Annotated in this window: 19 protein-coding genes and 1 pseudogene; 9 read left to right on the top strand and 11 right to left on the bottom strand. The window is 71.3% G+C overall.

Features of this window, described 5'->3' with window-relative positions:
• Nucleotides 1-3 precede the first annotated feature (3 nt).
• The 8 genes from IO36_RS49135 to IO36_RS12005 all read right to left on the bottom strand — a co-directional run bounded on the left by IO36_RS49135 (nt 4) and on the right by IO36_RS12005 (nt 11,735).
• The gene (locus IO36_RS49135) at nt 4-1,845 is read right to left on the bottom strand and encodes a DNA cytosine methyltransferase (protein WP_342455112.1); all 1,842 of its coding nucleotides are present in this window, start codon (nt 1,843-1,845) and stop codon (nt 4-6) included.
• On the bottom strand, nt 1,845-2,672 hold the full coding sequence (locus IO36_RS47685; RefSeq protein WP_209441186.1) for a hypothetical protein: 828 nt from the start codon (nt 2,670-2,672) through the stop codon (nt 1,845-1,847). The genes IO36_RS49135 and IO36_RS47685 overlap by 1 nt, the downstream gene beginning before the upstream one ends.
• A gap of 65 nt (nt 2,673-2,737) precedes the next feature.
• Entirely contained in the window at nt 2,738-4,612 is a 1,875-nt protein-coding gene (locus tag IO36_RS12030) for a hypothetical protein (protein WP_037619156.1), read from the bottom strand.
• Between the two features lie 107 nt (nt 4,613-4,719).
• Nucleotides 4,720-5,745: a PD-(D/E)XK motif protein gene (locus IO36_RS12025; protein WP_037619155.1), complete on the bottom strand. Its 1,026-nt coding sequence runs from the start codon at nt 5,743-5,745 to the stop codon at nt 4,720-4,722.
• Entirely contained in the window at nt 5,742-8,294 is a 2,553-nt protein-coding gene (locus IO36_RS12020) for a Z1 domain-containing protein (RefSeq protein ID WP_037619154.1), read from the bottom strand. Before IO36_RS12020 ends, IO36_RS12025 begins: the two co-directional genes overlap by 4 nt.
• Before the next feature lie 182 nt (nt 8,295-8,476).
• A complete protein-coding gene (locus IO36_RS12015) occupies nt 8,477-8,950 on the bottom strand; it encodes a very short patch repair endonuclease (RefSeq protein ID WP_078943130.1) in 474 nt (157 codons plus the stop codon).
• Nucleotides 8,951-9,148: 198 nt separating this feature from the next.
• On the bottom strand, nt 9,149-10,159 hold the full coding sequence (locus IO36_RS12010; protein WP_037619153.1) for a hypothetical protein: 1,011 nt from the start codon (nt 10,157-10,159) through the stop codon (nt 9,149-9,151).
• A gap of 100 nt (nt 10,160-10,259) precedes the next feature.
• The gene (locus IO36_RS12005) at nt 10,260-11,735 is read right to left on the bottom strand and encodes a glycoside hydrolase (protein WP_037619151.1); all 1,476 of its coding nucleotides are present in this window, start codon (nt 11,733-11,735) and stop codon (nt 10,260-10,262) included.
• 411 nt (nt 11,736-12,146) lie between these two features.
• On the opposite strand from IO36_RS12005, the gene IO36_RS12000 reads away from it, so the two are divergent.
• Nucleotides 12,147-12,983: a class E sortase gene (locus IO36_RS12000; protein WP_037619150.1), complete on the top strand. Its 837-nt coding sequence runs from the start codon at nt 12,147-12,149 to the stop codon at nt 12,981-12,983.
• A 160-nt stretch (nt 12,984-13,143) separates the two neighbouring features.
• On the opposite strand, the gene IO36_RS11995 is transcribed toward IO36_RS12000, so the two are convergent.
• Entirely contained in the window at nt 13,144-14,571 is a 1,428-nt protein-coding gene (locus IO36_RS11995; RefSeq protein WP_051900325.1) for an MFS transporter, read from the bottom strand.
• A gap of 235 nt (nt 14,572-14,806) precedes the next feature.
• On the opposite strand from IO36_RS11995, the pseudogene IO36_RS11990 reads away from it, so the two are divergent.
• From IO36_RS11990 to IO36_RS11975, 4 genes and pseudogenes are all read left to right on the top strand, one after another.
• Nucleotides 14,807-15,328, top strand: a pseudogene (locus tag IO36_RS11990) (winged helix-turn-helix transcriptional regulator); the annotation flags it as partial.
• A gap of 324 nt (nt 15,329-15,652) precedes the next feature.
• Nucleotides 15,653-15,961 (top strand): DUF6412 domain-containing protein, encoded by a 309-nt coding sequence (locus IO36_RS11985; protein ID WP_037619149.1) that lies wholly within the window; start codon nt 15,653-15,655, stop codon nt 15,959-15,961.
• 192 nt (nt 15,962-16,153) lie between these two features.
• Nucleotides 16,154-16,921, top strand: coding sequence for a YidC/Oxa1 family membrane protein insertase (locus IO36_RS11980; RefSeq protein WP_037619473.1), 768 nt, complete (start codon nt 16,154-16,156; stop codon nt 16,919-16,921).
• A gap of 135 nt (nt 16,922-17,056) precedes the next feature.
• Nucleotides 17,057-17,914 carry a fumarylacetoacetate hydrolase family protein gene (locus IO36_RS11975; protein ID WP_037619148.1) on the top strand — a complete coding sequence of 286 codons (858 nt, stop codon included), beginning with the start codon at nt 17,057-17,059 and terminating at the stop codon, nt 17,912-17,914.
• Between the two features lie 309 nt (nt 17,915-18,223).
• Here the strand turns inward: IO36_RS11975 and IO36_RS11970 are convergent, their stop codons facing one another.
• Together IO36_RS11970 and IO36_RS11965 are read right to left on the bottom strand one after the other, a co-directional pair.
• Nucleotides 18,224-18,697, bottom strand: a complete 474-nt coding sequence (locus IO36_RS11970) for a heme-degrading domain-containing protein (protein ID WP_037619146.1) — start codon at nt 18,695-18,697, stop codon at nt 18,224-18,226.
• Nucleotides 18,694-19,785: a Gfo/Idh/MocA family oxidoreductase gene (locus IO36_RS11965; protein ID WP_037619145.1), complete on the bottom strand. Its 1,092-nt coding sequence runs from the start codon at nt 19,783-19,785 to the stop codon at nt 18,694-18,696. Before IO36_RS11965 ends, IO36_RS11970 begins: the two co-directional genes overlap by 4 nt.
• 48 nt (nt 19,786-19,833) lie before the next feature.
• Here IO36_RS11965 and IO36_RS11960 point away from each other — a divergent pair, with 48 nt between their 5' ends.
• From IO36_RS11960 to IO36_RS11945, 4 genes are all read left to right on the top strand, one after another.
• Complete coding sequence (locus IO36_RS11960; RefSeq protein WP_245173223.1) at nt 19,834-21,111, top strand: ROK family transcriptional regulator; 1,278 nt, start codon at nt 19,834-19,836, stop codon at nt 21,109-21,111.
• Nucleotides 21,112-21,441: 330 nt separating this feature from the next.
• Nucleotides 21,442-22,317: a hypothetical protein gene (locus IO36_RS11955; RefSeq protein ID WP_037619144.1), complete on the top strand. Its 876-nt coding sequence runs from the start codon at nt 21,442-21,444 to the stop codon at nt 22,315-22,317.
• A gap of 248 nt (nt 22,318-22,565) precedes the next feature.
• On the top strand, nt 22,566-23,345 hold the full coding sequence (locus IO36_RS11950) for an HAD-IIA family hydrolase (RefSeq protein ID WP_037619143.1): 780 nt from the start codon (nt 22,566-22,568) through the stop codon (nt 23,343-23,345).
• 133 nt (nt 23,346-23,478) lie between these two features.
• Nucleotides 23,479-24,048 (top strand): hypothetical protein, encoded by a 570-nt coding sequence (locus IO36_RS11945; RefSeq protein WP_037619141.1) that lies wholly within the window; start codon nt 23,479-23,481, stop codon nt 24,046-24,048.
• The last annotated feature ends 1 nt before the right edge of the window (nt 24,049 follow it).

Raw genomic sequence — 24,049 nt, 5'->3', positions numbered from 1 at the left:
ATCTTAGCTTCGGAGGGCAGCTGCGACGGCCTGTCCGACAGCTGTTGCCAGGGGCGGTGGCATGGCATGGCCGATCTGTCGGTATCTGGACGTCTTGCCGCCGAAGAAGCGCCAGTCCGCAGGGATGGCCTGGATCCTCGCAGCCTGGTCGACGGTCAGCCTGGGCTGCCCGTCCGCCGGAAAAGTCGCGTCGGGGGGTGCGTCGCCGAGGCTGTTGCCGTTGACCCCGAGCGATGCCCAGGCCTTCTTGCTGCCGGTGGGACCGAGGTCGGCACCGCCACGCCGGTCCGAACCTCCGACCAGCGCGGGCGCGACGCGATCGGCACCCTTGATCCACCGTTCCGCTCCGGGCCACCCGTCCGCGGACATGGAGGGGCCCAGTGCCTGGCCGACGGTCGGGGGAGGCAGCGTGCTCCGTTCCGGCCAGGCGAATCGAGAGAAGTACGGCTCCTTCAGTGCGACGAGGAAGCCGCTGCTGCGGTTCTGCGGCACGCCGAAGTCCGAGGCATTGAGGACTTGCCAACTCCAGCGGTAGCCCGCGCTGCCCAGCTCTGCTTCGATCCACGAGCGATCGACCTCGAAGGCGGGGCTCTCGACGAGGTCCGGAACGTTCTCCAGCAGCACGCCCTTCGGGGCTATCTCGCGTACGAGTCCGATCACGGCTCTGAGGACACCGCGCTCCTCGGTGTCCTCGGAGCGGCCCGTTGTGGCGGAGGACTTCACCCGAGGGAGTCCACCGCTGACAAGATCGACACCCCGGGCCTCGGGGCGCATGTTCGGGTGGAAGTCCGCGACGTCCATGCAGATTACGTCCCACCCGGGGCGATTGAGATCGATCGTGAAGCACGCATCGGCCTTGCTGTCGATGAGCAGCACGGGATCGAATCCGGCATGTTCGAGCCCGAGCGCCTGCGCTCCGGATCCGGCGCAGACCTCCACCGAGCTGAAACGCCGGGATTCGACGTGCGCCGTCGGGTCGGAAGGAGCGGGCCGCTGTTCGACAGACGCCGTCAGGGGCGATCGCGCGACGGTGACGCTGCTCCGATCGGCGTCCCGTCCGGTCCCGGGGGAGTGGTCCTCGGGGTTCGCGTGCGCCGAGCGCTGGGCGTCGACCGACTCCTTTGCGACTGCCCGCAGCTCTTCGTCGAGAGCTCGTTCCTCGATGCCGTCGAAGAGCACGAACGGGGCGAGCCGCAGCAGCCGCTTCAGGAAGTCGCGCAGCGTCTCGCGTTCGTTCAGGCCCGACAGGTCGAGGTCCTTCCAGACGCGCAGGATGGCCCGGACCATGTGGGGGCTGCCACCGAGTGCGGCACGGCGGGCGTAGATCTGGTCGAAGGCCGCCTCACCGAGGATCTCGAGCGCGCTGTACGGCTCCGGGGCGTCAGAGGAGCGCACGAGTTGAGCCCGCCACCACAGCCGGCCGAAGACATGGCGTGTGAGGTCCGTGCCCAGAACTCGGTCCCCTGGGGGCTGCGGATAACGCCAGAAGGCGACATCCGGCAGGAGCACCAGCGCGAGGAAGGCCCAGACATCCCTTGAGGCGGCTTCGGCGGGCACCATGCCCATCTCGCCGTGCAGAAGGGCCGCCAACCGGAGGTCGAACTCGGCGTTGCGGGCACGATCGGACCCGTCGGGGAAGCCGGCGGACCTGGCGAGGTCGAGGACGCCGGTACGCAGTTCCTGGAGCCGGTGTGCGGAGACCCGGTCGCCACCTGTGGCCACGTATACGGCCGACTCGTGGGTCGACGAGACGCGACCGGCCAGTTCGACGGTCGTCAGGTGCCGGTACTCGTCGAAGAGCGGTCTGGCCTGCTCGGCCAGCAGGCGGGGGTACAGGTAGCTCATCACGACACCTCGAAGATCTTGACCGCCGCCTGCAGGTCCGACGCGAACAGAGCGGGCGATTGGCGTCGACGCAACCGGACGTCATTGATCGACTGTCCGGGGAAGAGCTGGTCGAACAGGCTCAACAGCGTGGCGCCGAGGGAGCCGTCGGCGAAGTCGGCGTCCTCGGAGAAGTCGTCGTGACCCAGAGCGTGTTCGATCAGTGTTCGCGCCGCGTCCGCGTAGACCGCCGAAAGCACGATTCGATCGACCGGGCGAGGCTTGCCGGCGTTCTCGAACGCTGTGGCGGTGACCGTGTTCCTCTCGTTGACCAGCAGGAGCAGCGATCCCATGGTGGCGCTCTCCAGTCCACCGCTGATCTGCAGATGCCACGCCGCGGTTTCGGGAAAGGATGTCCGGGAGAAGTCGATCACGGCCATGGGAAATTGCGGTGCGTCTCCCTGAAGACGCAGGGATTCCCGGTCGCTCCACAGCACCGAGCCGGCACGTCGGGGCGACGAGGGGCGGGCGTCGCTCCGGCGTTCGGCCAGGACCAGGGCAGTGTCCAGGAGGAGCAGGCCACCCAGATCGGTGCCTCGCAGGCGGACATTCAGCTCCACCGTTTCCGTCCCGTCGGCGGTCAGTCGTACGTGCCGGGCCGGTCCGCTCAGGTTGGACCCGGTGGCGGTCCATACGACGGCGAGCACGAGCGCCGTGTCGCTCGGGAGGCCCGTCTGCGAGCGGGCGCGGTCGAGGTCGACACGAATGGTCCTGCGAAGATGCAGGTCCATCCGATAGTCCCAGTCCGGCAGCGCCTCGGGCAGGTCGACTTCGCCGTCCTCCGTCACCAACAACCACCTCTCGGCCGTCATGACGTCCTCGGCCGGGACGCGGTACGGCAGAACACGCCGAGTCATCCGGTCTTCACCGCCTCGACCTTGATGCCGATCTCGGTCATGGTGTCCGGGGCCGGGCGGACGAGGGCCCGCCAGACGGACTCGCTGCCGTCGATCACGAGCGGCTCGGCGGTGTGCAGGCGGCCGTCGCCGTCCTCCCAACCGAGGAGAACGGGCATGCCGGCCCCCAGAGGAGGGTCGGTCTCGCGGCCGCCGGTTCCGGGGAGCGTCACGGCGAGGTCGATGTGCACCCGTTGCAGTCCGGGTACGGGCAGCCGGAAGTCCTGGACGAGCACCGAGGCCTCGCCCCGTTCTTCGTAGTAGGGATCGCCGAGATATTGAACCCGTGGGCGACGACGGGTCGTACCGGCGCCACCGCTGTCCGGTGATGCTGCGAACGAACCCCCGCCGACCTCGATGTCTGCCGGGCCGGCCGTTCCGACCTGCGGGAGCGACCTCGAGCGGGGTGATGCTGCGGTGTGCCGGTCGAGTGGGGAGGATCCCTGCTCGACCCCGTCCTGCCGTGATGTTCGCGAGGCCGTGCCTCCTGGCTTGGTGTACGCCGTGGCTCCACCGATTCCCCAGGCTCCTCCGACCAGTCCGGAGAACAGTGAACTTGCCGCGCCCAGGGCCACGCCGGCGGAACCCGAACGTGCGACACCGGCGAGGGACAGCAGTCGGGCCTGCGCCTCGGCGATGCGCGTGAATGTCGTGTGGACGAAGGTGCTCTCGGGACGGTCCAGCGACTGAGGGTTCCAGGCGTCGTGCGTGGGCGGCTCGGCGAGCGCGTAGATGTCGTCCATGTTCTCGTCCGCGCGGAAGACACCGGCATAGCCCTGATTCACGCTGGGAGGCTTCGGGCCGGGGTGGTAGGCGACGACAAGTTCCGCGGGGCGCATCAGGCAGACGTGATGGACGAGGTCCTCGATGTCGAGCATGCGGGAAGCACGGGTCGGTTCCAGCGGCGGCATGATCCTCTTCACCAGCCCGAGACGTCCCAGGTACCGCTTCGGCCTCAGGCAATGCAGATCACTGCCGTCCGGACCCGTCATCGTTTCGTAGGCGGCGACAAACATGTTGAGGGGGCGAGTCTCGCGCGGATCCGGCACCGAATGGTGCACGCCGTCACAGGTGACGGTGAAATTCATGGCGGGCGGGGCACCGGTCGTCGAGATCATCTTGGGCCACAGGTGCCAGGTGATGGTCTCCGCCAGGTAGTCGGCAGCCTCGGTGGGGTCGAGATCGTCCAGGTTCGGATCGACGACGACGACCGTCGTGCCCGTCTCATCCGGCCCGAAGGCCTTGAGGCCGAGCCTTTGAGCGGTGGCCTCCGCCTCTTCACCGACCAAGGGCTCGACAACGTCTCCCGAGGTGTCGCCCCACCAGTGCCGCCCGGTGTAGCGGCGCCTCCCGGAGGGTTCGGCGGCCGTGTAGCTCTTCCAGAGCGTGCAGCCGATGAGACGCGTCTCGAAACCCCCTCGGGCTGTGCGGCAGCGGGAGTGGATCAGGACGGTTCCGGGCCTGGACAGCAGATAGAAGATGCCCTTTCCGAAGCCGTAGGTGCCGCCGCCCAGGGCGGTGTCGCGCGGTTCCCCGATGTTGCGGATGAAGGAGACGAAGTCGCGTTCCGACCCCACGGCGTCGTCGGCGCGGGTGGGTCCTCCCAGCCCCCGCGTGCCGCGGTCCGAGACGGCCAGGACGCGAATGGGGCCGCGCCTCAGGGCGTCCCGCAGGGGAAACGCCTCGGCGTCGGTGGGTGCACCGTCGATCAGCAGTTCGCGCCACGCGCCCGCGTGCGCGGGCCCGACCGTCCACATGTCGATCCTGTAGTCGACGGGGGGACCCGACTCCCTGACACGGGCGTCCCAGCTGTTCTGGGCGGACTCGCGCACGAGAATCGTGAGGAGATCGAGTTCCGGCCGACCAAGTTGGTTGCGAATGCCCTCGGCGGCGCTCGCACCTTCGGGTGGATAGGGCTGGGAGTACCAGCAGGGCCTGATCACACGGACTCCCGAATCAGATTCTCGATCACCCGGGACATGTCGTCAGGTGGCAACGACGCAGGGGTCTTGCCGGACAGGTCGATGGTGTACTCGACATCGAGGGCCGACACGGACAGGCCTGCCGCCCTCAGCATCAAGCGCGTGAGCCCGGGGAAATCGGCATCGACCCGGTACCACCGTTCCTCGCGAATCGCGAAGCGCACGTCCTGGTACCGCTCGGAGTCGGAAAGGTGGAACCCGGCGCCGGCGAGCAACTCGAGGAGCGCTCCCTCGTCGTCGCACAGGTGAAGGGCTTGCTCGACCATATTCACGAAGGCCGTGCCCGAACCGGCCGCGGTCGTGGGGTGAAGGCGGAGCCACGCCAGGCAGAGCGTTCCGCCCTCGGGCGCATCGAGTTGATCCAACCCGTGAATCCGGGGCCTTCGCCCTTCGCCCTCGGTGGTCGATTTGACTTCGACGGCATTGACCCCGCCGGAGAAGTCGTGGCGGTGCCCCTCGGGGCCGCGCCACAGTCGATGCGCGCTCGGGTCCTCCGAAAGAAGGCGGTTGAGGACGACGAGCTCTCCGAAGAGGCCGGCGAGCTGGTCCGGCCCCAGTGGCGCTCCCTGCGACTTGAACAGGGCCCTCCACCTGTCAAGAACGCGATACAGCGCCTTGACCTGATTGTCGGGCAGCTCACCAGCTGCACCGAGGACGTCCACGCACAGCTCGGTGAACAGATCGCGGAGGTCGTCACGCAGGCATGCCAGGTCGGCATAGGCCTGGTAGGTCTGCTCATCCTCGAGTACTCGTCTGTTCAGCCTGAGTACCGGACCGTCCAGCCCGGGGCGGACCTTTCGGTGCGAGTGAATCGGCACCAGCAGGTGACGGTGGCCGTCGTGGTCGACGGCCACGGACAGTGGTTCCCCATCGGTGGCACCGGGCAGTTGAGCGACACGCAGGCGTCGTTCCCCCGTGGTCTGCTCGGCCTCGAGCGCGGTCCAACACTCTTCGACGAGTGCACGGAGGGCGTCGTCGTTCATGCGTCCTCGCCGTCGACCAGGCTGTAGTCCTCGTCCTCGATTCGCACCTTGGACAGGTCGGCCGAGATGTATTTCTTGACCGTGCTGTCCTCGTCCCAGGGTTTGGGGAAGACCAGGCCCACGCCGATGACGTGCTCGTCGGCGTTCAACGCGGCACGACGATTCTTCGACGGGCTCGGCTCGGACATCCTGTCGATCGGATACAGAACCAACAGTCCGGTGTCCGGGAGTTGGACGCGACGCTCACCCATGATCGCTTCCTCGGGCAGCGTCGCAGTGTCACCCATCAGGTCCACCGCGGCGTCGCGCCGGCTCATCAGAGTCTTGATGTCGGCGAAGTCGGGAGTGGGGTTGGGGAGATCGAGGCGCGCGCGGAGGTTGAGCCCGATGCTCACGTTGTCGGCGAAGTCGAAGTTCTCCCCGCGAGGGTTTCCCACAATCGCGACGTTCCACCTTCGGAGCGAGCCGGCAGTCGCCACTCGCTTCCTGATGTAGTCCGTGATCAGGCCTGCGTCGTTCTCCGGGGACTTCTCATGGAACTGGTAGGTCGACAGGAATTCGACGACAACGTCGTGGGGTACGTCCCGGAAGACCCATCGTCCCTGAGCCGTGCGGTCCTCCACCTTGACCGCGTTCGCGACCGAGGCTGCGACCAGGGCGCGCGCAGCATCGATGTTCCCGTTCAACCAGTCCGAGTTGGTGTGGAAGTAGTGGGTCTGGATCCGCTTGCCGCCATACGACGAAGCCGCCGTGACGGCGTCGCGCATCTTGGCGGCGGCGGTCACGCGCAGATTCGGGTGGGTGCGCAGACGTACCGCGAACGTCCGGGGGGTCTCGTCCTCGGTCATGTAGATGTCGATGTCGCGGCGCATCTCGGTTTCCACCGTGGCCAAATGGCGGAACCACTCGGCCAGTTCATCGGTCATCCAGATTCGAGGCAGATCGGCGTATCCGTTCCGGAAGCCGAACCATCGGCCCATTTGCAGCAGTGTGTCGTAGGCGGACACCGCACGGACGAAGTAGCTGACCGACAGGCCTTCCAGCGTCAGCCCTCGGGAGAGGGTGTTGCCGCCCACCGCGATCGCCACGATCGGACCGTTCTCGTAGTCGAGCCGGTCCTCGCTGCCGGAGTTGTCCATGATGACGCGACAGCTGTCCAGGACTTGGGGCAGCTGCTGCACCAGCTCGTCGAACGCCACCTTCGTCTCGCCGAATTCCTCGGCCGGAACGCGCCCGGACTCCCTTTCCCAGAGGTTGCGCAACCGGGTGAGGAAGGCCTCGTCGGCCAGGGATCGGGCGGACCGGTCGAGCAGGTGCCGCAAAGGCCGCTCGAAGCTGTTGTGAACGGACGTGTTGACACTGGTGTGGATCAGCATCGTGCTGTGCGGATTGCCGGTTCGGCGTACACGGCGGGCCGCCGTGACCAGCCAGAAATACTCGACCGCAGTACGGAGGGTCTTGGTGATGACGGGCTCGAAACCCTCGACGTCGGCTCTGGTCTCAGGACGTACGCACGGAACGTCGTCCTCGGGGATCGACCGGATCATGTCGTGTCCGTCGTCGACCTCTTCCGGATCCTCTCCGTCGAGTGCATAGCGACCGAAGAGCACCTCGGTGCCGAAGTGTCCTTCCGGCTTCGGGAGATTGACGACGAAGTCCTTGGGGTACAGGTCCTCGGCGCTCGGGTCGATGAGCAGGTTCGCGAAGGGAGAGGCCGTGTACCCGACATACGCACTCCTCGGCAGCGAGCCCATGATGTCGAGGATCAGAGGGTTGATCGACTTCGTCGCCACCGTGGCCTGGTCTGCTTCGTCATCGATGATCAGGGCGGGGCAGTCCTCGAGGTAGTCGGACGCCTGCTCGAGCCAACGGGCGAGTTTGCGCAGCACCGTGGCGTTCTTCTTCACGACGCACAGCACACGTGTCTTGTTGCTCTTGCCGAAGTAGGAGGCGGGGTTCTCCTGCGGCGTGAAGTCCTTTTCCAGGCCGGTCAGTTGGGACCACATGGAGGGGTTCGGCTCCACGAGTTGCTGTACCAGTCGGGCTTGCGTCTGGCGCCGTAGTCCGTTGTGGATGCCGGCCAGGACAATGAACAACTTGTAACCCCGGTCGGCGGCCTTCGCCACCACCGAGGTGAAATTGGTCGTCTTGCCCGACTGCACATAGCCCACGACCAGGCCGCGGGTGGAGAAGGCCTTCTCCTTCGGGTGGTTCAGCAGCGAGACGATGCGAGTCGAGGCTTCGTCGAGGCTCCTGATCGAAGGATCCTCGGGCCAGCCGTCCTTGCGGAGCAGCTTCACGATCGCGGGCCAGCATTTGTCCCTGGCCTGCGGCCCGGTGTACCAGGTGTCGCGATTGCCCAGAATCACCGCGTGCGGCTCTTCGAGTTCCTTGACGCGGATGGTCTGCTGCTCATGCCGCTCACGGATCTGCTCGACGACTTCGGGACTGATACCGAACTGCTCGAGCCGCTTGATCGCTTCCGTCGGAGGGAATGCGTCCAGGAGAGCCTTGAACGTCCCATACATGTCATCGAATTCGTCGGTCACAGGTATCGACCGTTCCCCCACTCTCGTTCCCTCGAGCCGCACCACGGCCACCACCTGCGGCCGCGCGTGGGGGTGCGGCCCTGAGTGGCGAGTGGGCGTGCCCCACACAACTTCTCCACACTATTGCGTGTGGTGGGCATTGATAAGCGGAAAGGGAGGTCTCATCTGCCGAGCTTCAACGTTCAGTGCCCCTGTGGAGGGGTTTCTGATCCGTTCGGAACCCTTTTGCTCTTGATTGTCGGTGGTGTGCGCGACTCCGGGTGCCGGTGCGTGCGCGCAGGCGGCTGTCGGGCGGCGAGTGAGGCCTGGATCGTGCTGGCGACCTCACTGCTCGACTCGTGTTCCCAGAACCTCAGGACGGTCCATCCCATGGCGAGCAGGTGATCGGTCGTTTCCCGATCGCGTGTCATGTTCTTGCCGAGCTTGGTGCGCCACCACTCGGCATTGGCCTTGGGCTGGGTCGCGTGCTCGGGACAGCCGTGCCAGAAGCAGCCGTCCATGAAGACGGCGATCTTGGCTTTGCCGAACACGATGTCGATCGTGCGGCGTGGCATGCCCGGCACGGGAACGTTCACCCGGTAACGCAGTCCGGAGGAGTGCAGGAGGCGACGAACCGCGATTTCCGGTGCGGTGTCGCGGGAACCCTGACGGCTCATGCGAGCGGACACCGCGGGAGAGGAGGGAACAGCATTGGCCACAGGGGTATTGTGCCGGCGCCTCGGCGCCACGTCCGGTGTGTCTCCGGGACGTGGGTTCCCGGGCGCCGAGCGCGGCGCCCGGGTGTGCACGCCGGCAGTCCCCGGCTCCGTTGCCGGCCGCCGTGACCGCCTGCATTCCGAGCCGGGCTCAGGGGTCTACGACCCGTGGCACTCCTCATAAGCCGTTCCGGAGGTGCACCAGCACCCCGCCCCCCGCTGCGGCGGCCACGCCACTGCCAGGCCTCGGGCCGCCAGGGTCGTCGCGTACTGGGGGAGCAGGGTCGTGTCCGCGGGGGAGGATGCCTCCGAGGCGGCGAAGGCCTCGTAGGAGGGGACCGTGGCCGTGACGATGCCGAGGTTCGGGGTGCCGGAGCCGGCCAGCTCGCGCAGGGAGGCCTCTATCGTCGCCAGGTGCTCGTCGTGCGAGGGGTACTCGGTCGTGAGGTCCGGGTACGCCGTGGTCAGTTCCGTCAGTTCGGGGGCCGACCAGTGCAGGACCGCCACCGGGAACGGGCGGGACAGGGCCTCGCGGTAGGCGCCCAGTTCCGCCTGGAGGCGGGTGATCTCGGCCTGGAGCTCCGCCGGGTTGTCCGAGCCGAGGGACCAGACCCGCTTCGGGTCGTGGAGCTCGTCCAGGGAGATCGGCGACGAGTGCAGGGTGTCGGCCAGCGCGTCCCACTCGTCGTGCTCCGCGCCCAGCATGCGGCGCACCCGGTGACGGCCGAACAGCAGGGGCAGCGTGGAGTAGGGCGGCTCAGGTACGTCCGTCAGGAGCAGGGTCGTTCCCTCGGTGAAGGTGTCCTGGGCCGCCTCCAGCTCGTCGTGCGACTCCAGGGCCTCCGCCACGATCACCCAGGGGGCCGCGTCGCGCGGGGCCGCGGCCCGGACGCCGTCGATGATCGCGCGGGCCTCGGCCTCGTGGTCGTACTCCCACAGGTTCGACGCCTTGAGGGCGCGGACGAGGTACGGCTTCTCCAGAGGGGCGTCCGAGGCGAGCAGGCGGTCGTAGAGGGTGGTGGCGCCGGGGCGGTCGCCGGCCAGTTCGAGGTGGGCCGCGGCCTGCAGGAGCAGGTGCTCGGCGTCCTCCGGGTACAGTCCGGCGGTCCGCTCCAGGCGGGCCGCTTCGGCGGTGTGGTCGACGTTCTCGGCAGGCGTGTCGGGGCGCATGGGGGACACCGTACTGCCGCCGGGCCGCCAAAGAGAGAGACCTGCTGGCCAGAGACATGGGAGTGCCCCAGAGACCCTCCCGCGGGCCCCGGCGCCCGCCTCACACCACGACCCCGTCCACCTGCATCGTCTGCACCGCCCCCGCCGCGAACGGCACCGCCAGGGACTTGCCGTTCAGGTAGGTGTCCGCGTAGGAGGTGTAGAGGTCGCCGCCGCCGGAGGGCTGGGTGTTCCAGCGGGGGACGAGGCCCCTCGTGCCGCCGGAGACCGTGGTGAAGCGGGACAGGTCGAAGGTCAGGGTCTGGGCGGACGTGGCCTTGTTGGCCGCGACGATCGCCAGGCGCCGGGCGCTCGCGTCGTACGCCGCCACCGCGTAGTCCACGCCGGTGTCCACGATCGTCATCCCCGGGCGGATGTGACGGCTGAACTGGGCCATCACATAGAGCTTCGTCTCGACCGCGCCGGCCGTCAGCGTGCCCGCGTCGTACTTGATCATGCCCCAGCCCGCCGTGGGGTCCATCACCTGCCAGTAGACCCAGGCGGTCGGGTGCAGCCAGCGGAAGTCGAGGAGGAGGTTGCTCGCCAGGGTGAGGCCGGTGCCGTCCCCGTCGCCGTACTCGGAGTTCCACAGCGCCTTGCCGGAGGTCTTCACGGCGTCCGTGTAGAGGAGGTCCCGGCGCCCGCCCGAACCCTGGTAGCCGTGCACGTTGACCCGGTTGACGAGGCCCTTGGTCGTCGAGCTGAAGGAACCCCAGGTCGTGCGGGCCAGGTCGTAGCTCGTCTCGTCGGACGCGGAGATCCTCGTGCCCGTCAGCCCCCGCTTGTCCAGCTCGCTGCGCAGGTAGGGGAGGACGGCCGACTGGACGGAGGCGTCCATGTGGCAGCCCTCCTGGGTGCCGGTCGACGTCCACCAGCTGGAGGAGGGCTCGTTGAACGCCTCCACGGTGGCGAAGTTCACGCCCCAGTTCGTCCTCGCGTAGAGGGCGACGGCCGCGAGGTGGGAGGCGTGCTGGCGGTAGTTCCAGGACTGGAGGTTGTTGCCCCCGCCGGACGCGCCCGACGGGTTGTGGTTCAGACACATCCACCACATGGGGGAGTTGGCGAAGAGCTCGCTCGTCGCGCCGCGCGCGGTCGCCCTGGTCAGGGCGGCCCGCTGGGTGGCGTCCGCCGTCCACTTGAAGGCCGAGGACGTCGGGTCCTCGTTGTTCCAGTCCTGCCAGTAGCCCTCGATCTGCTTGAAGGCGGGGATGTTCGCGGAAGCGCTCATGGTCTCGCCGCCCACGCTGTTCCAGCTGCACGCGCCCAGGTTGTAGCGGGCGATCGACAGCCCCAGACCGGGGAGCGAGGTGCCGTTGTACGTCGTCGACCTGGTGGTGAAGAACAGGTCGGCGAAGTCGTCACGGGCGCCGAAGACGTTGGCCCACCAGGCGAGCGAGGTGCCCCAGCCCTCCCATGTCCCGTACGTCGACGCCGGGTTGACCGCGATCGTCGCGTCGGCGCGGGCCGTGCCCGTCGCCAGGGCGCCGCCGAGGATCGTGCCGCCCGCGGCGGCCAGAAGCGTTCTGCGTCGCATCATGGCTGACCTCTCCGTCCGTCTCGGCTCAACTCGCGCAATATGCGGTGGAGTTGGCCTTCACTGTCGACTCGACTTCGAACCCGGACGCCGGGGCGCTTCCCGCCGGCGCGTGCCCGTCCCGGTGGTGCCAACAGGAAGCATCGGGTGTGGCGGCTGAGGTTGTCGAGGGTTGTGACAGCCCTTTCCCGAACCGGTGGAGGAAGTCCTGCCGGGAGGGGCACGGGATGCGGTCCGGCCCGATCGTGCGGGCGGGAGGGGCCCGATCGTGCGGGCGGGAGGGGCCCGATCGTGCGTGCGGGAGGGGGCCGATCGTGCGGACAGGAGAAGCCCGGTCGCGCGGACAGGAGCCGCGCGGGGCTGGTGAGTTGGCGGTGCGGCGCCTATCGTGCGCCCGGCGGAAGGGGCGTACGGATGCGGGCTCCGGGAGTCGTGCACCACGGCACGCGGCGACGGCGGGCCGCGTACCGGCGAGCCCTGTGGAGCGGTGCCGAGGTCCTCGTGACCGTCGGAGTGGTGCTCCTCCTCCTCGTCGCGCACCAGCTGTGGTGGACCAACCGGCAGGCGCGGCACGGCGCCGAGCGCAAGGTGCAGGCGCTGGAGCGGGAGTGGGGGAGGTCGGGGACCCCGGCCACCGGGAGTGCCGGGAGCGCCGGGAGCGGCGGTGGCGCGGGATCCGGTGTCGGCGCGACGGCAGGGGGCGGCGGCCATGGCACCGCGGGGCGGAGCGACTCGTCCGGGAACGGGAACGGGAACGGGAGTGGGGGTGGGGGCGGCAGCGGTCGGACGCGGCCCCGCTGGTCCCAGGCCTACGCCGTCCTGTCCATCCCGCGGCTGTCCCTGCGGGTCCCGGTCGCGGAGGGGGTGAGCAAGGCGGACGTCCTCAACAAGGGCTACGTCGGCCACTACAAGGGGACCCAGCAGCCCGGCCAGGCCGGGAACTTCGCGCTCGCCGGGCACCGGAACACGCACGGAGAGCCGTTCCGGTACCTCCCGAGGCTCCGGCGCGGCGACACGATCACCGTCGAGACGAAGGAGGCGGTGTACACGTACACCGTCGACCGGACGCTTCCGCAGACCTCCTCGCGGGACGTCGGGGTGATCCGCCCGGTGCCGCGCAGCACCGTCCGGCCGTCGTACGGGTACAGCCGGCCCGGGTACTACATCACGCTGACCACCTGCACCCCCGAGTACACCTCCCGGTACCGCATGGCGGTGTGGGGGACGCTCACCTCCATGCGGCCCCGCTGACGGACGCCGGGTTCCGGGCCTCGCTGACGGGCGCCGGTTCCCGGGACCCGCCGACGCGGGCCGTGGAGTGCCGAGGGTGTCAGGTCCGGTCCCGCGCCGCGGAGGCTCAGGTCCGGTCCCGCGCCACGGAGGCTCAGGTCCGGTCCCGCGCCGCGGCGGCTCAGGCCCGTTCCCGCAGAGCCAGCACGCTCGCCGCGCCCAGAGCGGCCAGCACCGCCGAGACCACGATCGCCACGTTCGCGCCGTGCGCCGGTCCTCCGGTCGTGGTCACCAGCGCGATCGTGAGCGCGACCCCGGCGCACGAACCGATGTAGCGGAAGGTCTGCTGGGCGCCCGAGCCCATCGCCGTACGGGTCGCGGGCACGGACTCGACGGCCAGCAGCGGCAGCGCGGCGTTCAGCAGGCCGCTGCCCACCCCGGAGAGCACGAAGCCCGGGAGCAGGCGGAGCCAGGAGCCGGAGCCGATCGCGCCGAGCATCGTCAGGACGCCCGCCGCGTGCAGCGCGAAGCCGAGGGCGAGTTGCCGGCGGTGCGGGACCCGGCCGGCCAGGCGGCGGGCCTGGAGGGCGACGGTGAAGGAGAGCCCGGACCACAGCAGGAACAGCCACGCGGTGTCCATCGCGGACATGCCGAGCGTGAGCTGGAGCAGGGCCGGCAGGAAGCTGAACAGCCCGATCACCGCGAGGCCCGTGAAGAGCCCGCCCGCCGACGAGGCGAGGAAGCGGCGGTGCCGGAGGAGACCGAGGTCGATCATGGGCGTCGCGCTGCGGCGCTCGACGGCGACGAACGCGGCCATCAGGACGAGGAACGCGGCCAGCAGCAGGCCGACCGGGGCGCGCAGCCAGCCGTCGCGGCCCAGCGTCAGCGCGGCCACGAGCGACACCAGCGCGAGACCGAAGGTGAGCGCTCCCGCGAAGTCGGGCCGGCCGCCGCGCGGTGCGCGGGACTCGGTCAGGGCGCGGGTCCCGAGGAGGGCGACGGCCAGGGCGGCGGCGCCCAGGACGGCGTACGCCATCCGCCAGTTCCAGCCCGCGATGGCGCCCGCGAGGAGCGGCCCCGCCGCGATCCCGCCGCTGACGAACGCGCCCCACACCCCCGTCGCGCGCAGCCGTCCGCGCGGGGTCGGGAAGGCGTGCACGATCAGCCCGAGGCTGCTCGCGAGGATCGCGGCGCTCGCCGCTCCCTGTGCCACCCGGGCCAGGGTGAACAGCCAGGTGGAGCCCGCGAGCGCGCCGAGCGCGGTGGTGAGGCCGAGGGCGAGGGTGCCGGCCAGGAAGATCCGGCGGCGGCCGTAGTCGTCCGCGAGGCTGCCCGCGACCAGGAGCAGCGCTGCCAGGCCGAGCGGGGTGCCGTTGAGCAGCCAGGCCTGCGCGGAGACCGAGGTGTGCAGCGCGGCCGCGGTGTCGGGGAGCGTGACCATCGGGGCCGTGTACGTCATCAGGGCCACGGCGGTGGCGGCGCTGGTGAGGACGAGGGTCGGGGTGGCCCGGGGGGCGGCTGCCGCGGGGGCGGCCTGGACGGCCCCGGCCGGGTCCGCGGGCCGGGGCGCGGGCTGGGTCCTGGTGTCGGGCCGGTCGAGCGGGGTCATGGCGTGCCTTCGCTTCCCTGCGTCGGTTGCTGCCGGATGGGTCCTGTCCTGCGGTGCCGCGGAGCGGGTCGGCCCCTTGGGGGGCGGATCCGTGCCGCGGGGCGGGTGGTCCCGGGAGGACCGTCGGTACCGCCTGACTGGTCGGTTCGGTCATTGAACCTTGGCTGTGAGTCAGACCGTACCACCTAGGTTCGGTCAATGAATCAACGTGTCGGAAAGTGGCTACAGTGGGGTCATGGCTCTGGGCAAGGACTACGCGACGCAGGAGTGCTCGATCGCCCGTGCGCTGGAGGTCGTGGGCGAGCGCTGGACGCTGCTCGTCATCCGCGACGCGCTCTACGGCGTACGGCGCTACAACGACTTCCTCGTGCATCTCGGCATCCCGCGTGCCGTCCTCGCGGCCCGGCTCCAGGCGCTGACCGCCGAGGGGATCCTGGAGAAGCGCCGCTACCAGGAGTCGCCGCCGCGCGACGAGTACGTCCTGACCGACCGCGGGATCGCGCTGTGGCCCACCCTGCGCTCGCTGGGCCTGTGGGGCCGCGAGCACTTCGGCGAGAGCCGGCTGCGCTACTTCCGGCACGCCGTGTGCGGCACCGAACTCGGCCCGTACGGCGAATGCCCTGTCTGCGCCCTGGTCGTGCCCGTCCCGGACGTCGAGATGACACCCGGCCCCGGACTCGACCTGGACCCGGCGGACCCGGTCAGCCGGGCCCTGCTCGCGCCGAGGCGGCTGCTGGAGCCCGTCGACATGGACCCGCAGAAGCCGGCCGGCCCCGACGCCCCCCGGAAATCCCCCGGTGCGGAGGCGCGCGAGCCCGTCGGCGCGGACGCGCACAAGCCGGTCGGCGCGTAGCCGTCACGGGCGCCGGCGGGGGAGCCGGCAGCGGAGCCGGCGGGGCCGGGCGCCGGCCCGGGGGTGTGGCGGACGCCGCGTCCGGTTCCTGGCGGTCCGCGCCGGACCATCCTGTATAACGAACGAAGGGACGCGCTCCACGCGCGAGTGCGTTCCATCCGCGCGCGCTCCACGCACGAGCGCGCACTACGGACGAGCGCGCACCACGGACGAGAGGAGGAGCGGTCGATGACCCGGACCTGGGCCGACGCCCGCCCCGCCGCCGTACTGCTGCTCCTGCTCCTCGAGGTCGCACTGCTCGACACGGGCAGCCTCACCGCCACCGTCGCGGTCGCCGCGACCGCCGCGGCCGGGTCGGCGTTCGTCGCCTGCGCCCTGATCGCGGGGCGCTGCGCGCCCGCCGTGACGCCCACCCGGATCCGTACGGCCATCCGGGACCGCGACCGCCGCACGGCCTTCCTGCCGCAACGCGATCCCGACGCCAGTGGACGGCCACGCCCCAGGGCGCCCGGACACGCCCTCCCGGCGACCGCGTAGGACACCCCCCTTTTTTCCCGCACCCCGGTGACGTTCCGTCCCGGGCGGCTCCGCACTCCCGGTGAGTCCCGGCACGTCCGGTGACCCACCCCGAGTGGTGCTTCGTCATGGGTGACCCGCGTCCGCCGTCATGCCGCATCTCGCAGTCAAGGCACGACGAGACCCCCGGAGGGCTCCCGCATGTCCACGTTCATGTCCGTCTTCGCGCACCTGGTCGAGCACCTCGCCGACCTGCTCCAGCCGTTGTTCCACGCCTCGGCCACCGCCGCGGCGATCGTCCTGTTCACCGCGCTCGTACGGCTGCTCGTGCATCCCCTGTCGCGGGCGGCGGCGCGCGGACAGCGGGCCCGGGCGGCGCTCCAGCCGCAGATCGCCGAACTGAAGAAGAAGCACGGCAAGGACCGTGAGCAGTTCCAGAAGGCGCTGATGGAACTGCACGCCGAGGAGAAGGTGTCGCCGCTGTCCGGCTGCCTGCCCAGCCTGTTCCAGCTGCCGGCCTTCTTCCTGCTCTACCACCTGTTCTCCAGCTCCTCGATCGGCGGCGGGGCCAACACCCTGCTCGGTCACAAGCTGTTCGGCGCGCCGCTCGGGGGCCGGTGGGCGGACGCCCTCGGCGACGGCGGGATCTTCGGACCGGCCGGCCTCGTCTACCTGGGCCTGTTCGCGGTCGTCACGGCCGTGGCCTGCTTCAACTACGTGCGCACGAAGCGGACGACCGCCGTCGCCGCGCCGGTGGCGGACGAGAGCCGGAGCGAGGGCGAGCAGGCCACCGCGGCGGCGCTGGCCTCGGTCGGCAAGATCATGCCGTTCATGTCCTTCTTCACCCTGTTCACCGTGGCCGTGGTCCCGCTGGCCGCCGCGCTGTACGTGGTGACCAGCGCGGCCTGGAGCGCGGTCGAGCGGGCGGTGCTCTACCGGGACATGCCCGGCGCGGTGCCCGCCGCGGCCGCTCTCGCCTGACGCTGCCGACCCTCCGGCGGCGGTCCAGTCCGTGAACGGGGTCTTGCGGACTGGACGGCGAGCTTGGAGGATCGCACGGTCCTCTGACGGCCGCACCCGTCGGTCGACGGCCCGCGACCGAGGGAGATGGTGACGATGAAGCTGCTGCGAGTCGGTACGGCCGGGACGGAGCGGCCCGCGCTGCTCGACGCCGAAGGGACACTGCGGGACCTGTCGGGACTGGTCCCCGACATCGACGGGGCGCTGCTGGCCGACGAGGCCGCGCTCGGCCGGGTCCGGTCCGCCGCCGCTGCCGGTGAGCTGCCGGAGCTGGACCCGGACGGGCTGCGCGTCGGACCGCCGCTGGCCCGGATCGGCAAGGTCGTGTGCATCGGGCTGAACTACCACGACCACGCCCGGGAGACCGGCGCCGAGCCGCCCGCCGAGCCGGTGATCTTCCTCAAGGCGGCGGACACCGTCGTCGGGCCGCACGACACGGTGCTCGTGCCGCGCGGGTCGGTGAAGACCGACTGGGAGGTCGAGCTGGCGGTCGTCATCGGCCGCACCGCCCGCTACCTGGAGTCCGACGAGGAGGCGCTCGCGCAAGTCGCCGGGTACGCGGTGGCGCACGACGTCTCCGAGCGGGAGTTCCAGATCGAGCGCGGCGGGACCTGGGACAAGGGCAAGAACTGCGAGACGTTCAACCCGCTGGGCCCCTGGCTGGTGACCGCGGACGAGGTCCCGGACCCGCAGGCGCTGTCGCTGCGGCTCTGGGTGAACGGGGAGCTGAAGCAGGACGGGACGACGGCCGGGCAGATCTTCCCCGTGGCCGAGGTCGTCCGGTACGTCAGCCGGTTCATGACGCTGTACCCCGGTGACGTCATCAACACCGGTACGCCCGCCGGGGTGGCGCTCGGCAGGCCCGAGCCGAAGCCGTTCCTGCGGGCCGGGGACGTCGTGGAGCTGGAGGTCGAGGGGCTGGGGCGGCAGCGGCAGGTCTTTGCCCAGGCGTGAGCGCTCCGCTGGGCTCGCTGGGGAGTCCGCTGGGGTCGGGGTGTTTCTTTCGGTGCGGGGGCGTTGTGGTTGCTCGCGCCGTTCCTCGCGCCCCTGGCGGGGCTGGGGTGCGGCGGTCCCTGCGGGTGCGTCGTGGCCGGTCGCGCAGTTCCCCGCGCCCCTAGGGTCGCTCATCGGCTGCGGGTGCGTCGTGGCTGGTCGCGCAGTTCCCCGCGCCCCTGACGGGGCCCGTCGCGCAGTTCCCCGCGCCCCTGACGGAGCCCGTCGCGCCGTTCCCCGCGCCCTTCACGGGGCGCGGGGAACCGGGGGCTACTGGGTCAGGAACTTTTCCAGGGCCTCTACCACCATCTTGTGGTCCTCGATCTGGGGCAGGCCCGAGACGACGACCGTGCCGATCACGCCCGCGCCCGTCACGGTGAGCGGGAACGCGCCGCCGTGGGCCGCGTACGTGTCGGGGTCCAGGCGCGAGGAGTCCTCGAACGTCGTGCCCTTGGCGCGGAAGCGGGAGCCGACCAGCAGCGAGGAGCAGCCGTAGCGCTCCACGACCCGGCGCTTGCGGTCGATCCAGGCGTCGTTGTCCGGGGTGGAACCCGGCAGCGCCGCGTGGAAGAGCTGCTGGCCGCCGCGGCGGATGTCGATGGCCACCGGCGCCTCCCGCTCACGGGCCAGGTCGACGAGGAGGGTGCCGAGGGCCCAGGCGTCGTCGTGGGTGAAACGCTGGAGCGTCAGCCGGCGTTCCTGCTCCTCCAGCTCGGCGATCTCCGGTGCGGCGGGCGCGTTCACAGGGACACCGCCACCGAGTCGCGGGCGGAGCGGCGGGCGGCCTCCAGGACGTCCAGCGCGGCGGCGGCCTCGTGGGCGCTGACCGGGTTCGGGCCGCCGTCACGGATCGCCGCGGCCACGGCCGCGTAGTACGCGGGGTAGGCGCCCGCGACCGTCGGCTCGGGACGGCCGCCGCCGGTCTGCGGGGACTCGCCGGAGCCGACGCGGCCCCACAGGGCCTCCGGCTCGACGCCCCAGACGCTGCCGTCGCCGGGACGCTTGCCGTCGCGCAGGTCCGCCTCCTGCGGGTCGAGGCCGTACTTGACGTAGCCCGCCTGCGAGCCGAGGACGCGGAAGCGCGGGCCGAGCTGGGCGGTCGTCGCGGAGACGTAGAGGTGCGACCGGACCCCGTTCTCGTGCGTGATCGCGATGAACGTGTCGTCGTCGGCCAGCGCGCCCGGACGGCGTACGTCCGACTCCGCGTACACCGAGGCCGCGGGGCCGAAGAGGACGAGCGCCTGGTCCACGAGGTGGCTGCCGAGGTCGTAGAGGAGACCACCGATCTCCGCCGGGTCGCCGGACTCGCGCCAGCCGCCCTTCAGCTGCGGGCGCCAGCGCTCGAAGCGGGACTCGAAGCGCTGGATGTCGCCCAGCTCGCCGTCGGCGAACAGCTTGCGCAGGGTCAGGAAGTCGTTGTCCCAGCGGCGGTTCTGGAAGACGGAGAGCAGCAGACCGCGCTCGTCGGCCAGGGCGGCCAGCTCGCGGGCCTCCGCCGCCGTGCCGGCGATGGGCTTGTCGACGACCACGGGGAGGCCGGCCTTGAGGGCGGCGGTCGCGATCGGGACGTGGGTCTTGTTCGGGGACGCGATGACGATCAGGTCGAGCTCGTCGGCGCGGTCCAGCAGGTCGTCGGGGGTCGCGGCGAACCGGATCCCGTCGCCGAACTCGGCGCGGGCCTGCGCCTCGCGCTCGGGGTTCGAGGTGACGACGGTGTCGAGGGCGAGTCCCTCGGTCGTCGCGATCAGCGGGGCGTGGAAGACGGAGCCCGCGAGGCCGTAGCCCACGAGACCCACGCGAAGGGGCGTACCGGTACCAGTCATGCCTGTCATGCGTCCTACTTTCGCAACGCTGTTGCCAAAGTGCAAGCGCGGGGGACAATGGGTGATGTGAACAGGACCAGTGCGGGTGGGGGCGGGATGCGGGACACCACCGGGAATCCAGGTGTACCCCGGACCCCGGGCGTTCTCGTGGACGAGGGCGGGGCCGGGGTCGGGGGTGTCTCCGGGGTCTTCGCGCACCACGGGGCGCCCGGGGGCGGGGGAGGCGGTGCCGGGGCGGCCGGGGTGAACCTGCCCGCCCTGCGCAGTCACAACGCCGCCCTGGTGCTCGATCTCCTCCGTACGGCGGGGACCTCCGGCATCAGCCGCCTCGAGCTCGCCGAGCGCACCAGGCTGACCCCGCAGGCCGTCAGCAAGATCACCGCACGGCTGCGGGCCGACGGTCTGGCCACGGAGGCGGGACGCCGCGCCTCCACGGGCGGCAAACCCCGTACGGTGCTGCGGCTCGTGCCCGGGGCGGGGTACGCGGTCGGGCTCCATCTCGACCGGGACGAGCTCACGGTGGTGCTCTGCGATCTCACCGGCGCGGTGGTGGCCGAGCGGCGCGCCCCGCTGGACCTGGGGGCCGGGGCCGAGGCCGTCGTCGAGGGGGCGGCCCGGGAGGCCGAGGCCCTGCTCGACGGGGTGACGCCGCTGGGCGTGGGGGTCGCGCTGCCGGGGCCCCTCGACCACACCCTGGGCGTGCTGCACCGGGTGACGGGCTTCCCCGAGTGGGACGGGTTCGCCCTGCGCGACGCGCTGGCCGCACGGCTCGGGCTGCCCGTGGTCGTGGACAAGGACACCAACGCGGCGGCTCTCGGGGTCGCCGTGGGCACCGGCTCCCGTCCCGGCCCCGTGGGCGCCGCGGGCGGCGGGTCGTTCGCGTATCTGCACCTGGGTACGGGGCTGGGCGCGGGCCTGGTGATCGGCGGGGCCGTGCACCGGGGTGCCCGCACCGGGGCCGGGGAGTTCGGACACCAGGTCATCCAGCTGGACGGACCGCTGTGCGAGTGCGGGAACCGGGGCTGCATCGAGGTGCTGTGCCTGGACGCGGTGGCACGGGGGACCGTGGCCGAGGCGGCCCGGGTGCTCGGCGCCGGGGCGGCGAACCTGGTGGGGCTGCTCGACATCGACCTCGTGCTGCTGGGCGGGCGCACGGTCGCGGCGCACGAGGAGGTCTTCCTCCGGGGGGTCGGGGCCGTACTGGAGGAACGAGCCCGGCGGGAGGGCGGCGAAGCGGCGGTACCGGTCCGTGCGGCCCCCGGCGGAGCCCGAGGAGTGGCCGAGGGCGCGGCTCAACTACTGCTGGCCCCGCTGTTCGGGCGGGGGGAGGGGTGAGGTTCGGGGACCGGGGCGGCTCAGGTCCCCGGCGTGGGGAGGGCTGAGGTCCCCGGCGCGGGAGGCATCCGGCGCGGGTAGGCCTCCGGCGCGGAGGCGCCTGAGGTCACGGGGGCGGCGGGCGGGTGAGGGCAGGGCTGGGCGGGCCGGCCGGCTGTCGGGTGCCGCCGGACGGTGGGATTCGTGGGGCCGAACGGGGGCGACTGCCCGGATGGCGGTCCGTGGGCCGGGGCGGGACGTGGCAGGGTCACGAGCGCCGTTGCCCGGCAACCGACTGACGCTTCCGGTCCTCCCGATCCCCGCCCGCTCCCGATCGGCCAAAGGCTCCTCATGCGACTGCGTACGTCCCATCGGCTCGCTCCGACCGCCCTTGTCCCGACCGCTCTCGCGCTGTGCGTGACGCTCGCGCCGGTCCCGGCGCACGCGCTGGACCCCCGTCCCACCTGTGTCTCCTCCGACACCCACGACTTCCCGATCAGGACCCGGATCCACGGCGGTCCCGACACCTACCGGGCGGGCGGGGACCCGGCGGTCTGGTACATCGACCTGACCAACACCACGGCGCATCCGTGCGGCGCGATCCATCCGGTCGTCGTCCTCGTGGACGAGAAGCGGACGCTGCGGCCGGAGCAGGCGCGGCTGGAGTTCTTCGAGGGGGAACGGGCCCACGCGGTGAGGTTCGAGCGCAGCGACGAGGCCGAGAACGTCGGGCCCTTCGACGACGGCTTCCCCGGGTTCACCGTGGCCCCCGGCCGCACCCTCACCGTGAAGGTGCGGCTCTCGCTGGCCCCCGGCGCGCCCGCCCCGGACACCGTCGTCGCGAACGCGGCGGTCGTGCAGAAGCACGACGACGACGGCGACTGGGTGGGGGAGTCGAACGCCTACCGGTTCCGGATCGAGGGCGCGGCCGGGGACGGGAACGGGGACGTGCAGACGGGCAAGGAGAGCGCCCCGGCGGCGGACCCGGCCGGCACGGCGTCCGCCGGAGCGAGCCCCAGCGCCGGTGCGGGAGCGACGGCCGGTACCGGCGCGGGGAGCGGCACCTCCGCCGGGACCGGTGCGGCGGTGCTGGCCCCCGACGAGCTGGCCAGGACCGGACCGGGCAGGCCGAACCGGCCGGCGCTGGCGGCGCTCGCGCTCGCCCTCGTCGCCTTCGGAGCGGGGCTGTTCAGCCTCGCGCACCGGGTACGCCCACGCCGACGCTGACCCGGAGAGCCGCCGGAGCCGGCTCCGCGGGACCGCCCTGAGCCGACCCGGCAGCAGCGCCCGCGTCGACCCCGCGGAGTCGCCCACGCCGACGCTGACCCCGGCAGCAACGGCTGCGCCCACCCCCCGCAACAGGCCCCCGGCCGGCTCCGTGTCGTCCTGACTAGGCTGGGCGCGTCGGTACAGCGTCGTTCCGGCAGCCCCGGTTCGAGTGCGTACGTACGCCAGGACGGCAGGAGACCCAGCACATGTCAGAGCGCAAGCCGATCGATTCGTGGCTCACCGACATGGACGGTGTCCTCATCCACGAAGGTGTGCCCATCCCCGGAGCCGACGCCTTCGTCAAGAAGCTGCGGGAGTCGGGGAAGCCCTTCCTGGTTCTGACGAACAACTCCATCTACACGGCCCGTGACCTGCACGCGCGGCTCAAGCGCATGGGCCTGGACGTCCCGGTGGAGAACATCTGGACCTCCGCCCTCGCCACCGCCAAGTTCCTGGACGACCAGCGGCCGGGCGGAACGGCCTACGTCATCGGCGAGGCGGGACTGACGACCGCGCTGCACGACATCGGGTACGTCCTCACCGACCACGAGCCCGACTACGTGGTCCTCGGCGAGACCCGTACGTACTCCTTCGAGGCCATGACCCAGGCGGTCCGGCTCATCAGGGGCGGCGCCCGGTTCATCGCCACCAACCCGGACGAGACCGGCCCGTCCACCGAGGGCCCGCTGCCGGCCACCGGAGCGGTCGCCGCGCTGATCACCAAGGCCACCGGCAAGCAGCCGTACTTCGCGGGGAAGCCGAACCCGCTGATGATGCGGACCGGTCTGAACGCCATCGGCGCGCACTCCGAGTCCAGCGCGATGATCGGCGACCGCATGGACACCGACGTCCTGGCCGGTCTGGAGGCGGGGATGCGGACCTTCCTCGTCCTGACCGGGCTGACCACGCCGGAGGAGATCGAGCGTTACCCGTACCGGCCGTCGGAGGTCGTCGACTCGATCGCGGACCTCGTCGACCGCGTCTGAGGACGCGGCCGGACGGGAGCGCCGGACCCGGACCGGCGACGCGCAGCACGGACCCGTATGGAGCAGTGGCGGCCCGCACGGGATGCGGGCCGCCGCCGTGCGGGGGAGTCTCCAGATGTCTGGAGGTTTCACGATGCGTTCGATGCGCCTCACTCTCTGCGCCGGGGCGATGGCCGCGGCCGCGTTCACGCCCGCCGCGTACGCGTCCGAGGCGAGTCCGGCCGACGCGGGTCCGGCCGGCGTCTCGGTGAACCCGGTGTCCCCGTCCGCGGGGAGCGACGTGCGGCTGCGGGCCGAGGGCTGCGCGGGCCGGACGGGCACCGCGGCCTCGGACGCGTTCGTCTCGGACGTGCGGCTGGCCGGAGCGGGCGGGGGCGGACTCGTCGGCGACACCCGGGTCAGGACCGCGCTGCGGCCCGGCAGTTACGGGGTCCGGGTCGACTGCGACGGCCACCACGACCGGGTCAGGGGAACGGTCACCGTCCCGGCGCCGCACTCCTCCCCGAGTGTCGCCGCCTTCGCCTCCCCGGTCGCGCCCGTGAACGCGGGCGGCGGCGGAACCGCCCGCCTCGCCGCGGCGCACGACGCGCACGCCGCCGGACCCGGCACCAGACAGGCCGTGGTCGGCCTGGTCCTGGCGGGCGCCGCCGCGGTCGCCGTGGCGATCCGCAGCGCGCGCCGGGGCGACGACGGCCGCGACTGAC

Source organism: Streptomyces aureus, from assembly GCF_000725495.1.
In the GTDB taxonomy this organism is placed as follows: domain Bacteria; phylum Actinomycetota; class Actinomycetes; order Streptomycetales; family Streptomycetaceae; genus Streptomyces; species Streptomyces aureus_B.
This window is presented reverse-complemented; position numbering and strand designations above follow the sequence as displayed.

Coding starts and splice junctions, on each gene's coding strand:
- IO36_RS49135 (WP_342455112.1), bottom strand. CDS start 1,845: ATGAGCTACCTGTACCCCCGCCTGCTGGCCGAGCAGGCCAGACCGCTC.
- IO36_RS12025 (WP_037619155.1), bottom strand. CDS start 5,745: ATGAACGACGACGCCCTCCGTGCACTCGTCGAAGAGTGTTGGACCGCG.
- IO36_RS12015 (WP_078943130.1), bottom strand. CDS start 8,950: ATGAGCCGTCAGGGTTCCCGCGACACCGCACCGGAAATCGCGGTTCGT.
- IO36_RS12010 (WP_037619153.1), bottom strand. CDS start 10,159: ATGCGCCCCGACACGCCTGCCGAGAACGTCGACCACACCGCCGAAGCG.
- IO36_RS12005 (WP_037619151.1), bottom strand. CDS start 11,735: ATGATGCGACGCAGAACGCTTCTGGCCGCCGCGGGCGGCACGATCCTC.
- IO36_RS12000 (WP_037619150.1), top strand. CDS start 12,147: ATGCGGGCTCCGGGAGTCGTGCACCACGGCACGCGGCGACGGCGGGCC.
- IO36_RS11995 (WP_051900325.1), bottom strand. CDS start 14,571: ATGACCCCGCTCGACCGGCCCGACACCAGGACCCAGCCCGCGCCCCGG.
- IO36_RS11985 (WP_037619149.1), top strand. CDS start 15,653: ATGACCCGGACCTGGGCCGACGCCCGCCCCGCCGCCGTACTGCTGCTC.
- IO36_RS11980 (WP_037619473.1), top strand. CDS start 16,154: ATGTCCGTCTTCGCGCACCTGGTCGAGCACCTCGCCGACCTGCTCCAG.
- IO36_RS11975 (WP_037619148.1), top strand. CDS start 17,057: ATGAAGCTGCTGCGAGTCGGTACGGCCGGGACGGAGCGGCCCGCGCTG.
- IO36_RS11965 (WP_037619145.1), bottom strand. CDS start 19,785: ATGACAGGCATGACTGGTACCGGTACGCCCCTTCGCGTGGGTCTCGTG.
- IO36_RS11960 (WP_245173223.1), top strand. CDS start 19,834: ATGGGTGATGTGAACAGGACCAGTGCGGGTGGGGGCGGGATGCGGGAC.
- IO36_RS11955 (WP_037619144.1), top strand. CDS start 21,442: ATGCGACTGCGTACGTCCCATCGGCTCGCTCCGACCGCCCTTGTCCCG.
- IO36_RS11950 (WP_037619143.1), top strand. CDS start 22,566: ATGTCAGAGCGCAAGCCGATCGATTCGTGGCTCACCGACATGGACGGT.
- IO36_RS11945 (WP_037619141.1), top strand. CDS start 23,479: ATGCGTTCGATGCGCCTCACTCTCTGCGCCGGGGCGATGGCCGCGGCC.